General features: G+C 57.4%; 11 protein-coding genes. 2 read left to right on the forward strand and 9 right to left on the reverse strand.

Going from position 1 to position 14841, the window contains the following annotated elements; genetic code table 11:
- Position 1: 1 nt before the first annotated feature.
- On the reverse strand, positions 2-592 hold the full coding sequence (locus tag KI617_RS12680; RefSeq protein WP_226446802.1) for a transglutaminase-like cysteine peptidase: 591 nt from the start codon (positions 590-592) through the stop codon (positions 2-4).
- 283 nt (positions 593-875) lie between these two features.
- On the opposite strand from KI617_RS12680, the gene KI617_RS12685 reads away from it, so the two are divergent.
- Positions 876-2165, forward strand: coding sequence for a tetratricopeptide repeat protein (locus tag KI617_RS12685; RefSeq protein WP_226446804.1), 1290 nt, complete (start codon positions 876-878; stop codon positions 2163-2165).
- A 266-nt stretch (positions 2166-2431) separates the two neighbouring features.
- The gene (locus tag KI617_RS12690) at positions 2432-3838 is read left to right on the forward strand and encodes a HupA family protein (RefSeq protein WP_226446805.1); all 1407 of its coding nucleotides are present in this window, start codon (positions 2432-2434) and stop codon (positions 3836-3838) included.
- Between the two features lie 100 nt (positions 3839-3938).
- On the opposite strand, the gene KI617_RS12695 is transcribed toward KI617_RS12690, so the two are convergent.
- The 8 genes from KI617_RS12695 to KI617_RS12730 form a co-directional block, all read right to left on the reverse strand.
- The gene (locus KI617_RS12695; protein ID WP_226446807.1) at positions 3939-5732 is read right to left on the reverse strand and encodes an acyl-CoA dehydrogenase C-terminal domain-containing protein; all 1794 of its coding nucleotides are present in this window, start codon (positions 5730-5732) and stop codon (positions 3939-3941) included.
- 100 nt (positions 5733-5832) lie between these two features.
- The gene (locus KI617_RS12700) at positions 5833-6780 is read right to left on the reverse strand and encodes an NAD(P)H-dependent flavin oxidoreductase (protein ID WP_226446809.1); all 948 of its coding nucleotides are present in this window, start codon (positions 6778-6780) and stop codon (positions 5833-5835) included.
- Entirely contained in the window at positions 6780-8441 is a 1662-nt protein-coding gene (locus KI617_RS12705) for a long-chain-fatty-acid--CoA ligase (RefSeq protein ID WP_226446811.1), read from the reverse strand. The genes KI617_RS12700 and KI617_RS12705 overlap by 1 nt, the downstream gene beginning before the upstream one ends.
- 26 nt (positions 8442-8467) lie before the next feature.
- Positions 8468-9043, reverse strand: a complete 576-nt coding sequence (locus KI617_RS12710) for a chalcone isomerase family protein (RefSeq protein WP_226446813.1) — start codon at positions 9041-9043, stop codon at positions 8468-8470.
- A complete protein-coding gene (locus tag KI617_RS12715) occupies positions 9040-9555 on the reverse strand; it encodes a DUF4442 domain-containing protein (protein ID WP_226446815.1) in 516 nt (171 codons plus the stop codon). Before KI617_RS12715 ends, KI617_RS12710 begins: the two co-directional genes overlap by 4 nt.
- 3 nt (positions 9556-9558) lie before the next feature.
- Positions 9559-10758, reverse strand: coding sequence for an acetyl-CoA C-acyltransferase (locus KI617_RS12720; RefSeq protein WP_226446817.1), 1200 nt, complete (start codon positions 10756-10758; stop codon positions 9559-9561).
- A gap of 134 nt (positions 10759-10892) precedes the next feature.
- On the reverse strand, positions 10893-13292 hold the full coding sequence (locus tag KI617_RS12725; RefSeq protein ID WP_226446819.1) for a 3-hydroxyacyl-CoA dehydrogenase/enoyl-CoA hydratase family protein: 2400 nt from the start codon (positions 13290-13292) through the stop codon (positions 10893-10895).
- Between the two features lie 158 nt (positions 13293-13450).
- Positions 13451-14725: an OmpP1/FadL family transporter gene (locus tag KI617_RS12730; protein WP_226446821.1), complete on the reverse strand. Its 1275-nt coding sequence runs from the start codon at positions 14723-14725 to the stop codon at positions 13451-13453.
- Positions 14726-14841 lie beyond the last annotated feature (116 nt).

Below are 14841 nucleotides of genomic sequence, written 5' to 3' on the forward strand. Positions count from 1 at the left end.
CTCATGGCAAATGCATCCACCAATTGCGCTCATTTAGGGAAAAGACGGGTACATAATGCGCCACCTTTCTGTGCGAAACGATTTCAGGCACCTGATTGTCCAGAATCAAAATATCGTCACGGGTATAAACTGCCAATATGGCATGCGGTATACGCAAGTTGGCATCCTGAACGACGACGATCCGCAACGACTCGGCCGGAACGCCCAATTGCCTCAGGGAGAAATACTTGATGATGGCGTAATCTTCACAATCCCCGCCAAAGCTCAGGAACTCACGCGGAATGGCCCAGTAATCGGAACGTCCATAGTTGTCCTGATCCTGAACATAGCGAAAACGATTTGCAAAGTCGTTAACCGTGAGCAATTGATCTCTGACACTACGTCCGCGGATTGAACTAATCATTTGTTGCCAATCGGGCATCTTGCACAAATTGGCCGGACAGTTCTCCGATGAAGCATGCTCATCCGCCTGACGGCGCATGACCGAGACCCATTGCGGGAAGATCGTGAAACCTTCCTTGCGTTCCTCTCTGGTGTTAAACAGCCTCCCGTCTGTTGCCTGATTCTGCGCAAACACCGATGCCCAGGGCAAGCTGACCCCAAGCAAAATTGTCAGGACTCTAAAGCACGAGTACATGCGGGAACACACAAAACAACCTCAGGATTGATTGACCACGCACACTGTTACGACAAATTTGATTGAAACACCAAAGGCTGCAAGCATGTCGGAAAATTTTACAGTAGCAGAAACGCAACAAATCAATCGGCCCAAGGATCCGAACTAGCCAAGCCAATGACATCGGGTAGCGCAGCAGCTAAAATCGCCTCGATTAACATTTGGTTACATTCCGAAATACACCATAGAGGCACGATACATGAATGCTCTGAAAGCAGAAACCACCGGATCCCTGAAACTCACCTGCCTGTCAGTCATGCTGGCTATCGCCGGTCTGAATTCGGCAACTGCCCAAGAAACGGTCGATACCGACAAGCTGTTCAAGGAAGGCATTTTCCTGCGTGAACAAGGTCAAGTCTTCAGTTCCATCGAAGCGCTCGAAACGGTGCTGAGCAATAACCCAGCACTCAATCGCGCCCGCCTCGAGTTGGCTGTTGCCTACTACCGCGCCTTGAACTACGACCAGGCCAACCAGCAAGCACAAAAGGTTCTTGACGACCCGAAAACTCCAGAAAATGTTCGTCTCGCCGTGCTTGCCTTCCTTGCCCAGATCAAGCGTGACCAGGTCGCACTGGTCGCCAAGCCGCACACCTTTGAAGGCTCCATCTCTCTTGGTGCTCAATACGACTCCAATGTTAACGTTGGCCCCGGCGGCGCCATCCTGCCCGGCGGCCTGATTCTCGACCCAGGGTCGGTACCCAAGCACGATTGGGCTGCCGTTGTTCAGGCTGGTGTGACGCACACCTACAACTCACCGAGCGTCGTGCGTATCGGCGAAACAGCCACCCGCTTCCTCTGGCAAACCAGTGCAGGTCTCTACCAGAAGAATTATTTCAACGAAACCGACTTCAACCTGACGGCACTTAGCCTGTCGACCGGTCCTGTCTTTGTTGCTCCGGACAAGTGGCGCGCCAAGCTGAATCTGCAGGTTGATGGCCTGTGGCTTGGTGGCAACTACCTCGGCCTCTACACCTCGCTTTCGCCAACCGTGACCTTGCAACTCAAGAATGGCGAGTTGACCTGGGACGCTCTGGTGCTGAACAAGGCTTTCGATCGCGACATCGATGTTGGTCGTGACAGCAACTACTACTCTACAGGCCTTTCCTACGGTCACCTCTTCCTGCAAGGCAAACTGGCTGTTCAAGGCGGCCTGCACGTCTTCATGGAAGATGCCTCGGCCAACCGCTTCACCAACGATGGCTGGGAAGCCTTCGTCGGCGCCAACGTGGTGGCTTGGCAAAATGGTAATGTTTATGCTCGCTACAGCTACAAAGACACCAAATTTGATGGCGTCGAACCGGTATTTGGCATCAGCCGCGACGAATACGAAAAGCGTCTTGAAGTCGGCTTTGGCCACAACTTCAAGGAAGGCTTTGCCAAGGATTGGCGTTTGTCCGGCAGCTGGCAAAAAACTGAAAATAACTCCAGCGTGAGTATCTACACCTACAGTCGCCATATTGCAGGTGTAACAGTTGGACGCTCGTTCTGATTTAGCCCACCTACTTCACAAAATGGCGCCAATCGGCGCCATTTTTTTCGCCCTCAATTTACCCAGACCAAGAAAACCACACGAGAATCGTCAGATTTTTTTACACTTCCATTACCAACAAATCTCAACACCATGATTTGTTTGACTTTCTTAATCAGGCCCAAATTATGCCTTAACAACACTGTAACAATACCTGCTTGCTTAAATGCGATCGGGTACTACAGTGAAATCAAGAGGTTCTTATCAGTCAAGCAGTGAGGGATATCATGAAAACCAAGCGTACAGTTATTGCAGCTTGTATCGCCACCCTCTTCATAAGCGGTACGGTGTTTGCAAAAGATTCGTGGGAATATCACGAAAGTGGTTGGAATAATGTCAAATCCTACGGCAAGGTAACCATCGCTCAAGATTCCGTCGGTCAATGGGGTCCATGGGAAGATTTTGTAGAACCAGCAGCTGGCGCTCCGGCGCCCGTCGCAATGCCGGGAATGTCTGGTGGCGATCAATACCGCAACAATCCGGACATCATCGTCATTCCTGAAGATAAAGGCTGTGCTGCAGGTGCGTGGTGTGGTTATGCCATTTTCAAGAACTCCACCAAAGTCACTTATGACGATGGTTGGTATTCATCATTCAGTAAAGAAGGTGGCAAACACGTTTCACAGAAATACTCGCCCGGGTTATTTACACTTTGGTTAAACGCGAATGAGTTTCCTATCCCGGAAGGTGGAGTACCGGGTAATGCATCATGGAGCCTTGACCCGCTGAGTTCAGTGACACCTACCTTTGACAGCTCCGGCTCTCCAATTCCCGTTTACTTTGGTGGCGGAACCGTGAGCCAAGCTCAATGGATATGGAAATGGGGACGTTGGATTATGGTGCTCCCGGAAGGGGCCTTGTTCGATAATCGCGATGATTCCCTGCATCACTTCGTAACAGGAAATCCGGAAGTTGGATCGTTGATTGTTCCAATGAATAGCGATACGGCATCTGTTTCAGGTTTTTCTCATGGCACGAAAGCCAATGAAGCAAGTTCCTCCATTGGGTATGGACCGTTTGAGAAAGCCATTACAGGGCAAAGTGTTTGGGTATACAACGGAAAGTATTGGACTAAAGAATGGCTAGCAGCTGACCCACAAGTTGCAGTTGGGGAATTCGAGCGCAAGACCGTAGAAACCCAGCAGGCTGCAGTAGAAAACTATGCAAAGGGTTACAGTAACGAATACCCGCCATCTACAACCACCACCACAACCACCAAAGGCTATTACGTCGCAGGCGTCGCAACACCAGCAGCATATTTAGCTGGCGAACGTGCAGGCAACGTCAATGCCACCTATTTTGGCGGCAGTTTCGATGGTTCTTCACAAGGAATAGTGGAACTCCATGTTCAATTTGGCGCGGCTACTTGGGATGGAAACTGGACGGGTCCGATGGACTTCCATGTTGCCAAAGGTAACGGCAAAATCGACGGCGCAAAACTCTTCTCTAACACTATTTCCGGATACAAAAATGGTCAATATTCAGGAAAGGTAGAAGGAACGATCTATGGTCAGCAGGCTGGGTCGATTGGTGGTAGTACAGACGTAACCAGAACTGTCGGTTCAAAGGTTGTTGAGAGTAATACTGCAATCTACGTGGTTAACAGGGTTCCAACATCTCAATCTAAGCCTTAGTGAGTTAGTAGTTCTTAGACTGTTTTTAGCTGTCAATGAGAAAGGCACCTCTCGGTGCCTTTCTCATTGACAGCTTGATGAAGTTTTACCACCTTCTAGATCAGAAGATTTCGCCGCTAATCCCAATCAGCGCAGCATCACCAGCCATGACGGTTTCAGCATAGGCGCCAGCCTGCGGCAACATCTGGTCAGCGTAAAAACGGGCGCTCGCGACTTTGGCACGGTAGAAGGCTTGGTCGCCCTCGCCCTTGTCGAGATAGCCGGCAGCAGCCAGCGCAGCCTTGCCCATGAACCAACCGCCAGAGACAGTAACTGCCAAGTGCAGATAGGGAACTGCGGCGGTCAAGACGCCTGAGAGGCCGGTTTTGGCGTTGGCGGCCAGCCATTCGGTGGCGGCAGTCCATGCCTTCAATGCAGTGCCAAGGCGTTGGCCGATGGCAATCAGTTCCGGCTTGCCGGAAGCACCGAGAGCCTTGGCAGTGGCGTAGACCTCGCCGAAGACGACCTTGGCGGTCGCGCCCTGGTCGCGCATCAATTTGCGGAACAGCAGGTCGTTGGCCTGAATGCCGGTTGTGCCTTCGTAGATCGTGGTGATGCGCGAATCGCGCCAATGCTGGGCGGCGCCGGTTTCTTCGATGAAGCCCATACCACCGTATATCTGGATACCGAGTGAAGTCACCTCGATACCCATTTCCGTGCCGCCACCCTTGACGATGGGGATCATGAATTCGGCAAGGAATAGCTGGCGCTTCTTTTCATCCGGATCCGTGGCGGCATGGGCTCGGTCGAGCAGGCCGGAAGCATAGTAGGCCATGGCGCGACAGGCTTCGACGCGGCATTTCATCAACATCAGCATGCGGCGGATGTCGGGGTGATGGTCAAGCGTGACCAGTGCTTCGCCGGTCAGCGCATCGCGCCCCTGCTTGCGTTCACGGGCATAGCCGAGGGCCTGCTGGTAGGCACGTTCGCCGAGGGCGATACCTTGCAGGCCGACGCCGAGGCGGGCTTCGTTCATCATGATGAACATGTATTCAAGGCCGCGATTGGCTTCGCCGAGCAGGTAGCCGACGGCACCGCCGTTGTCGCCATAGGCCATGACGCAGGTCGGGCTGGCGTGGATGCCGAGCTTGTGTTCGATGGAAACGCAATGGGCGTCGTTGCGGGCGCCAAGCGAGCCGTCGGCATTGACCAGGAACTTGGGCACCAGGAACATCGAGATGCCCTTCACCCCGGCCGGCGCATCGGGCAGACGGGCGAGCACGAGGTGGACGATGTTGTCCGTCATGTCGTGGTCGCCGTAGGTGATGAAGATTTTCTGGCCGAATACCTTATAGCTGCCGTCAGCCTGCGGTTCGGCGCGTGAGCGGATCAGGGCCAGGTCTGAACCAGCCTGCGGCTCGGTCAGGTTCATCGTGCCGGTCCATTGGCCGGTGATCATCTTTTCGAGGTAGATGGCTTTCAGTTCATCGCTGGCACAGGTCAGCAGCGCTTCGACGGCGCCGGTGGTGAGCAAGGGGCCGAGCGAAAACGAAAGATTGGCCGAGCAGACCATTTCCTTGACGGCAACACCCAGCGTATCGGGCAAGCCCTGGCCACCGAAATCGGCCGGCGAGGTGACACCGTTCCAGCCGGCGTCACAGAAGGCCTTGTAGGCTTCCTTCCAGCCGGCTGGCGTGGTGACGCCGCTGGGGGTTAGCTTGCAGCCTTCCTTGTCGCCGATCCGGTTGAGCGGGGCCAATACTTCGCCGGTGAATTTGGCGGCTTCTTCGAGAATGGCATCGGCGAGGTCGGGCGTTGCCTCCTCGTAACCGGCTATCTGGCTCAATTCCTTGAAACCGGCCAGTTCGTCCATGACGAAACGCATGTCTTTTACGGGCGCACGGTAGTCGCTCATTTTGTCTGTCTCCTTTGGTTATTCGCTGCACTGTCGTCCCCGCGCAGGCGGGGACCCAGAAATCCGTGGATTCCCGCTTTCGCGGGAATGAAGCGGTGGTTCAGAATGGACTGCTGCACAGCGCCGTCTTCGCGGCGCGGTATTCCTGCTTGAGACGTGCGACCAGTTCGACGGTAGGCATCACGTCATCGATGGTGCCGACGCCCTGCCCGGCACCCCAGATGTCTTTCCAGGCCTTGGCATCGCGTGCACCCCCGAAGCTCATCGCGCTCTTGTCCTTGACCGGCAGATTGGCCGGATCGAGGCCGGCAGCGACGATGCTCTTGCTCAGGTAGTTGCCATGCACGCCGGTGAAATACGGGGTGTAGACCACGTCCTTGGCGGCCGAGTCGACGATGGCCTGCTTGTAGGCATCGACGGCGTGGGCTTCATGGGTGGCGATGAAACGTGTGCCGATGTAGGCGAAATCTGCCCCCATCGCCTGCGCCGCCAGAATGGCCTGGCCGTTGGTAATCGAGCCGGAGAGCGCAATCGGGCCATCGTAGAATTTGCGGATTTCGCCGACCAGCGCGAACGGGCTGAGCGTACCGGCATGGCCACCGGCGCCGGCGCAGACCAGGATCAGGCCATCGACGCCGGCTTCGAGCGCCTTTTCGGCATGGCGAACGCTGATCACGTCATGAAAAACCTGGCCACCGTAAGCATGCACATGCGGCACGATGGCGGTCGGCGCCGACAGGCTGGTGATGATCAGCGGCACCTCGTGCTTCACGCACAAGGCCATGTCGTGTTCCAGCCGCTCGTTGGAGGGATGGATGATCTGATTGACAGCGAATGGTGCAGCGTTCGGATCGGCCGCCAGTTCGGCCTTGATGCGGGTCAGCCATTCGTCGAGCAGTTCCTTGGGCCGGGCGTTGAGCGCCGGGAAGGAGCCGATGACGCCACTCTTGCATTGTGCGATGACCAGATCCGGGTTGGAAATGATGAACATCGGTGCGCAGATCACCGGCAGTGACAGGTTCTTGTTCAGTGATGCTGGGATCGGCATTACGCCCCCTCTTTCAAAGCACGACGCAGGATTTTGCCGACGTTGGTACGTGGCAGGTCGTCGCGGAATTCGACATGTTTGGGAATTTTGTAGCCGGTCAGCAGGCCGCGGCAGTGGTCGATCAGCATGCGTTCGGTGACTTTCGGGTCCTTGCGGACGACGAAAATCTTCACCGCTTCGCCGGAATGTTCGTCGGTCACGCCGATGGCCGCCACATCCATGACGCCCGGATGCATGGCTACCGCCTCTTCGACCTCATTCGGATAAACGTTGAAACCGGAAACCAGAATCATGTCCTTCTTGCGGTCGACCAGGAAAACGAAGCCCTTCTTGTCGACATAGCCCATGTCGCCAGTGCGCAGGAAGCGGTCCGGGTAAAACACCAGCTCGGTTTCGTCCGGCCGCTGCCAATAGCCTTTCATCACCTGCGGGCCGCGAATACAGATTTCGCCGACCTGGCCGAGCGGCACTTCGCTACCGTAGTCATCACGGATCGATACTTCGGTCGAAGAAATCGGTAGACCGATGGCACCGTTGAATTCGTGCATATCAAGCGGGTTGATCGTCGCGGCCGGCGAGGTTTCAGTCAGACCGTAGGCTTGCAGCAAGGGCGTACCGGTCACTTTCAGCCATTTGTCGGCGACCGGCCCCTGCACTGCCATGCCGCCACCCAGCGTGACACGCATGGTCGAGAAATCCAGCTTGGCAAAATCCGGGTTGTTGAGCAAAGCGTTGAACAGGGTGTTGACGCCCGTCACCACCGTCACCGGATACTTGCCCCACTCCTTGACGAAGCCGGGAATATCGCGCGGATTGGCGATCAGCAGGTTGCGCGCACCGATCATCAGGAAGGTCAGGCAGTTCGCCGTCAGCGCGAAGATGTGATATAGCGGCAAGGCCGTGATGATGAATTCCTCGCCTTCGCGCACCACCGGCTTGATCCAGTTGTAAGCCTGAGTCACATTGGAAGCGATGTTGGCATGAGTCAGCATTGCCCCCTTGGAAACCCCGGTCGTGCCGCCGGTGTATTGCAGGAAGGCCAGATCGCCCTGTTCCAGCGCCACCTTCTTGAAGCCATTGGCCCGCCCCTGCGCCAGTGCCGTTTTGAAACTGATGCCCCCCGGCAAGTGCCAGGCCGGCACCATTTTCTTGACCCGGCGCACGACAAAATTGACGATCATGCCCTTCAGTCCACCCAGCTTCTCGCCCATCGAGGTGACGATGACATGGCGAATTGCGGTGTGGGCAATCACCTGCTCCAGGGTATGTGCGAAGTTTTCGACGATGACGATGGCCGCCGCCCCGGAGTCCTTCAACTGGTGTTCCAGTTCGCGCGGGGTGTAGAGCGGGTTGCAATTGACCACGACACAACCGGCCCGCAAGGTGCCGAACAGCGCCACTGGGTACTGCAGGATATTTGGCATCATCAGCGCGACACGGTCGCCCTTTTTCAGCCCCTTCGCCTGCAACCAGCCAGCAAACTCCGTGGCTTCGGCGTTGAGCTGACGATAGGTGATCTCGCGTCCCATGCTGATGTAGGCAACCTTGTCGGCAAACGTCGTGCAGGCCTGCTCGAACAATGCGACCAGCGACGGGATATGGTCGATGTCGATCTCTGCCGGCACGCCATTCGGATAGCTTTGTAGCCAGATTTTTTCCATTTTTGTCTCCTCCTCCGTTTGCCAGCCTACGCGCCGAGCAGGGCCTTCTTCAGCGAAGCGTCGGCCGGCTTGTCACCCAACCAGACCTTAAGCAGCGCCTTGGCGAAACCCGGCCCGGCCACCTTGCCGCGCGCCTCCCCGTTCAGGCTGAGTGCCACGCCTTCAGCCGAGAAATCAATGGCGATGGTATCGCCTTCCTTGGCCTTGCCGATAGCCTTGAGAATGGCCGCAAACTGCTCGGCCTGCGGCTTCATCTCGACCAGTTCGGCTGGCGTATGGTTGTTCTTCAGGCCTTCGTCGAGCGCCGAATGCAGCGACTCGGCATCAAGGTCGCGCAGCATGCGCATGGACATGCGCCGCGGCTGCGGACTATCGTAAATTGCCGTCGGCGTCGTCGACTTCTGGCCGACGTAAAGCGCGCCGACGTAAACCTTGATGAACAGTTTGCTGCGCAGGCCGGCACCATTGAGCACCAGCTCGCTGCTACCGACCCGGATCTTGTCGTCTACCTTGACGCCGGCCACCTCGGCGGCGTGCAGGCCCGGGATCGCCATCAATGCGGCAATCAGCGCTGCCCGCCTGACAGTTGTCGATGAAATCATTGTTTGTCTCCTCCACCGCTCTTTTGTCGGTAGTGTTGTTTGTCGGCAATGTAAACCGTGCGTTCCACCACGGTATGCACGGTGCCGTGTGCATCCTTCAGTTCGACCAGATAAGTCCGCTCAAGCTCCGGATATTTGGCCAGTTCGGCCCGAATCTCCGTTACCTCGTCGTCGCTCAGCACAAAATCGGCATACAGCGTCGAAAAACCCGGCTTGCGGTAGCGAATACTGGCCGCCTTGTCCCAGACGATATAGCCATCACCCAGCGCCGCCATCAGCATCATCGGGTGCGCCCCGTCGGTGATCGCAAACAGCGAACCCCCGTAGAGCGAACCGACGATGTTCTTCGTCTTCCAGTTCAATGGCAGGCGCACCCGGATGTGGCGCAAATCCTTCGCCACATGCGTTACCCGGCCACCGGTGCCGCGAAAGGCGGGATGGAAGTTGAATCCCATCCGCACCATGCGCGCCCGCCAGGTCGGCGAAAGCTTGGCCAGCCAGGCGGGCTTCACGGCTTACAGCGCCTCGATGATGCCGGCCGCGCCCATGCCGGTACCGATGCACATGGTCACCATGCCGTACTTGCCACCGGTGCGGCGCAGGCCATGCACCGCCGTGGCGATGCGGATGGCACCGGTGGCGCCGAGTGGGTGGCCGAGGGCGATGGCGCCACCGAGCGGATTGACCTTGTCCGGATTGATGCCGAGTTCCTGCATCACAGCAATCGATTGGGCGGCGAAGGCTTCGTTCAACTCGATCCAGTCCAGCTGATCCTGCGTGATGCCAACTTGCGCCAGCACCTTGGGGATCGCTGCAATCGGGCCGATACCCATGATCTCCGGTGCCACACCGCCGACGGCATAGCCAGCGAAGCGGGCGAGCGGCGTCAGGTTGTGCTCCTTCAGGACCTTTTCCGAGACCAGCATCACGGCACCGGCACCATCGGACATCTGCGAGGAATTGCCGGCCGTTACCGAGCCACGGGCATGGAAGACCGGGCGCAGCTTGCCGAGCTTCTCCAGCGAGGCATCGGCACGCGGGCCTTCGTCGAATTCGACGACACGCTCGCGCCGCTTGATCTGGCCAGTCTTCAGGTCAGGCAGGCTTTCGCGGATCGTGTAGGGCGTCGTTTCGGCCTTGAAGTGACCGGCCGCGATGGCGGCGCAGGCCTTCTGGTTGGATGCCACTGCGAAGGCATCCTGCGCCTCGCGGCTGATTTTCCACTGGTTGGCCACCTTCTCGGCGGTCAGGCCCATACCGTAGGCGATGCCGAGGTTTTCTTCCTTGGCGAAAATGGCCGGGTTCATCGACATCTTGTTGCCCATGATCTGCGGCATCACGCTCATCGACTCGGTGCCGGCAGCAATCATCACATCGGCCAGGCCGAGGCGGATCTGGTTGGCGGCATCGGCCACCGCCTGCACCCCGGAGGAGCAGAAGCGGTTGATGGTAATGCCCGGCACGGTGATCGGCAGCCCGGCCAGCAGCAGGCCGATGCGGGCAACGTTCATGCCCTGCTCGGCTTCCGGCATGGCGCAGCCGACGATGACGTCGCCAATACGCGCCGGATCAATCCCCGGCACCTGGGCGACGACCGCCCGGATCACTTCGGCCAGCATGTCATCCGGCCGCACGTTCTTGAACATACCGTTGCGCTTGGCCACCGGCAGGCGGGTGGCGGCGACGATGTAGGCTTCCTGAATCTGTTTGCTCATTGTTTTTTCCTCAACCCATCCTGGGTTTCGTAAAAGCTATGTACACCGTCATTCCCGCGAAAGCGGGAATCCAGCGGTCCTCCCCTGGATTCCCGGTCAAGCCGGGAATGACGCGTTCCATGGTTTTATTCCGATCAATTCCTAAGCGGCTTGCCGGTTTCCAGCATGTGCTTGATCCGGGCCTGGGTTTCGGGGGTCTTCAGCAGTTCGACGAACAGCCGGCGCTCGACGGTGAGCAACCATTCCTCATCGACCAGGCTGCCGGTTTCGATCTCGCCACCGCACAGAGCGGTGGCAGCGGCCTTGGCCACACGGTAGTCGTGGGCAGAAATCATGCCGCCTTCCTTCATATTGACCAGCATCATCTCCAGCGTTGCGATGCCGTTCTTGCCGGCGACCGGAATGCCGCGCGCCATCGGTGGCGGCGCGTAGCCGGCTTCGGCCATGGCGCGAGCTTCCTTGATCGCGACGAACAGCAGTTCATTGGCGTTGAACAGGATGGTGTCCGACGGCCTGGCGAAGCCAATGTCGATGACTTCGACCGCACTCTTCGCCACCTTGGCCATGGCAATGGTCTGGAACACCGGCTGCAGGAAGTTGAACACTTCGCCCGGCGTGGCCGACTGGGCGGCCCACTCGGCGGCGCGCACGGCGAATTCCTTGCAGCCGCCGCCAGCCGGAATCAGGCCGACACCGGCTTCAACCAGGCCGACATAGCTTTCCAGCGCCATGACGCGCTTGCCAGCGTGCATGACAAATTCGCAACCACCGCCCAGCGCCATGCCCTGCACGGCAGCAACGACCGGCACCTGCGCATATTTCAGGGTTTGCGAAGCACGCTGGAACTTCTCGACGGTCGCTTCGAGGATATCGAACTGACCGGCGGTGCAGGCTTCACCCACTTGCTGCAGGTTGGCGCCTACAGCAAACGGTGCTTCGTGCCAGACGACGACGCCATCCAGCGTCGCTTCGGCCTGACGCACGGCAGCGATCACGCCATCGAGTACCTCGTTGCCGATAGTGTGCATTTTGGACTTGATGGACAGGATGCCGATGCCAGCATCAAGCGCCGGCAATTTCCACAGGCGAACGCCGTCATTCTCGTACAGGGTTTCGCCGGACTTTTCGGGGGTAGCACCACCCTCGCCCAGAACACGCTCAGGGAAAAGCTGGCGCTGATAGATCGGTAGCGCGGAACGTGGCGCATAGGATTTGTCGCGCGCCGACCACGAACCATCCGGCGTATGCACACCAGTGCGACCAGCTTCCAGCACCCAGGCCGGTAGCGGAACATCGCTCATGGTTTTGCCAGCGGCAATATCGGCCGAAATGCTCTGGGCAATATCGGCCCAGCCTGCTGCCTGCCAGGTTTCGAACGGCCCCTGCGCCCAGCCGAAGCCCCAGCGCATGGCGAAATCGACATCGCGGGCGTTGTCGGCCACGTTTTCCAACTGCACGGCGCAGTAATGGAAGACATCACGGAAGATGGACCACAGGAACTGCGCCTGCGGATGCGCCGAGGCGCGCAAGGCGGCAAATTTCTCGGCGGGATTCTTGATCTTCAGGATGGCGGCGACCTCGTCGGCCACCTCACCGGCGGAAGCACGGTAATCCTGCTTGGCCAGGTCGAGCACCTGGATTTCCTTGCCCTGCTTGCGGAAGATGCCACAACGGGTCTTCTGGCCAAGCGCGCCTTGGGCAATCAGTGCCTGCAACCAGGCCGGATTCGTAAAGTACTGATGCCACGGATCGCCGGGTAGCGTGTCCTGCATGGTCTTGACGACGTGGGCCAGCGTATCGAGGCCAACCACGTCGGCGGTGCGATAGGTGGCGCTCTTCGGGCGGCCGATCTTCGGGCCGGTCAGCGCATCGACTTCATCGAAACCAAGGCCAAAGGCCTGGGTGTGGTGCATGACGGCGAGAATCGAAAAGACACCGATCCGGTTGGCAACGAAGTTCGGGGTATCCAGCGCCCGAATGACGCCCTTGCCCAAGCGCGAAGTCAGCCAGGTTTCCAGCGCATCGAGCGTGCTGCCGTCGGTCGTCTTGGTCGAGATGATCTCGACCAGATGCATGTAGCGCGGCGGATTGAAAAAGTGGATGCCGCAGAAACGCGGGCGAATATTGGCCGGCAAGCCTTCGGCCAGAAGGTTCATTGACAGGCCGGAAGTATTCGAAGCAACAATGGCGTTTGGTGCGATGTGCGGCGCGATCTTGGCGTAAAGATCGTTCTTCCAGTCCATGCGTTCGGCGATAGCTTCGATGATCAGATCGCACTCGGCGAGCAGCGGCAGATGCTCGTCGTAATTGGCAGCATCAATGAACTTCAGCTTGCCCTTGCTGGCCAGCGGCGCCGGGTCCAGCTTCTTGAGGCCATCAAGGGCCTTCTTCACGATGCCGTTCTTGTCTCCTTCTTTGGCCGGCAGGTCAAACAGAACGACCGGCACATTGGCATTGGCGAGGTGCGCCGCAATCTGCGCTCCCATCACCCCGGCGCCCAGCACGGCGGCTTTCTTCACGATCAGCTTGTTCAAGCGGTTCTCCTTTAGGTCTCTTTTTGCGGCTTCGTTAAAATAAAACGAACGTTTGAATTATAGACAAGCATTACCTATGGTCAACTTTTTTTCTCGAAAAAATCAAAAAAAATCCCCGGGCTAGCCGGGGATCAAATTCACGCAAGGTTCTTACTAAATCAGAAGGCGTAGTTCAACTGGAGCGACAGATAATCGACCGAGGTTTCGAACTTGCCGCGAACGGTCTGCACAACCGGCGTTTCAGCCGTACTGCCGTAAACATTACGTGCGGTACGGGCTTCCTTGACAAAAATGTGGGCATAGCCAACATCAAGCGAGGCCTTCGGGGTGATCTTCCACTTCGCACCCAGCGCCAGCCAAGTACGATCCTGGTCGGGCACAGTCATCGTGCGCGAAGCATCGTCAGGAACAGCCCCCTTATCGAAGGCGACGCCCATTCGCAGCATCCACTGATCGTTCAATTGGTAAGTGGCACCCAAACCGACGCGGTAGGTGTCCTTGAAGTTGTAGCGAAGCGGCGCCACAGCACGGCTGCCATCCGAATATACTGGTTCAAGTTTCTGCAGCTTGCTCCAGCCGGTCCAGGTAAAGTCGGCAAGGGCCGCCCACTTGTCGTTGAACTGATGACGGAGCGCCAAGGAGGCGGTATCCGGCATCGTCAAGTCAGCATAAATACTGCGGGTCGCTTGCCCGGTTTGAGTTTTGTCACCCTCAAGATCGAACTTGATCTTGGAACGATAGCTAAGGCCAACACGCGTATCCTTCGTGATCTGGTACATCGCGCCAAGGTTATATCCCCAGCCGGTCGCATCGCCCTTCAAAGTACCAGAGCCATCCGGCTGTGTAGGCCCGAGGGCACTTGGCACTGCCTGATTGAATTCAACATCGGCCTTGGCGAAATTGATACCGAATGCCACCGACAGGGCATCATTCACTTTGTAGGCAACCGATGGGTTGACGTTAACGATCCGGATTTTGGTTCTCAAACCGGAATAACGGCCGGCAAAGTTCTTGTCGTATTCGGTCTCATCCGCAAAAGTCGGATTGACGGCCAAACCCAGACGCCACTGCGGTGCCACGGCATAGGAATAATAGAAGGCAGGAACTGCGTGCAGCCCACCACCATCACCACCATTACCCCCGACCGGATAGACGCCGGCCAACCTATTCGTCCCCTCGTCGGTAAAGCGGGTGCTACGGTCCAGCAGCGTCGTGGCGAAGCTGATGTTGTGGCCCTCGGACAAATAGGTCATACCAGCCGGGTTGTAATACAGGGTGCTGGTATCTTCCGCTGCAGCGGCCGCACCGGCATTCGCGATACCGACACCCGAGGCACTCTGCCCCGTCAACTGGAAGGCCGCGGCAAATGCGCTACCAGAAAAAGCAACTGCGATCAGCGCCGGAATCAGGCGCAGCGTAAGTTTTTTGTGCATTGATTTGTCTCCTGTTTTGTCTATGTTGGGAAAAATATCCCCGGTACTTCTGCTGCGATTAAATCCCAAACAAGCGTTTTAAATTACGTTTGAAATGCATAAAATCAAACGCTCGT

It is taken from the genome of Ferribacterium limneticum (assembly GCF_020510625.1).
GTDB classification, from domain to species: Bacteria; Pseudomonadota; Gammaproteobacteria; order Burkholderiales; family Rhodocyclaceae; genus Azonexus; species Azonexus limneticus_A.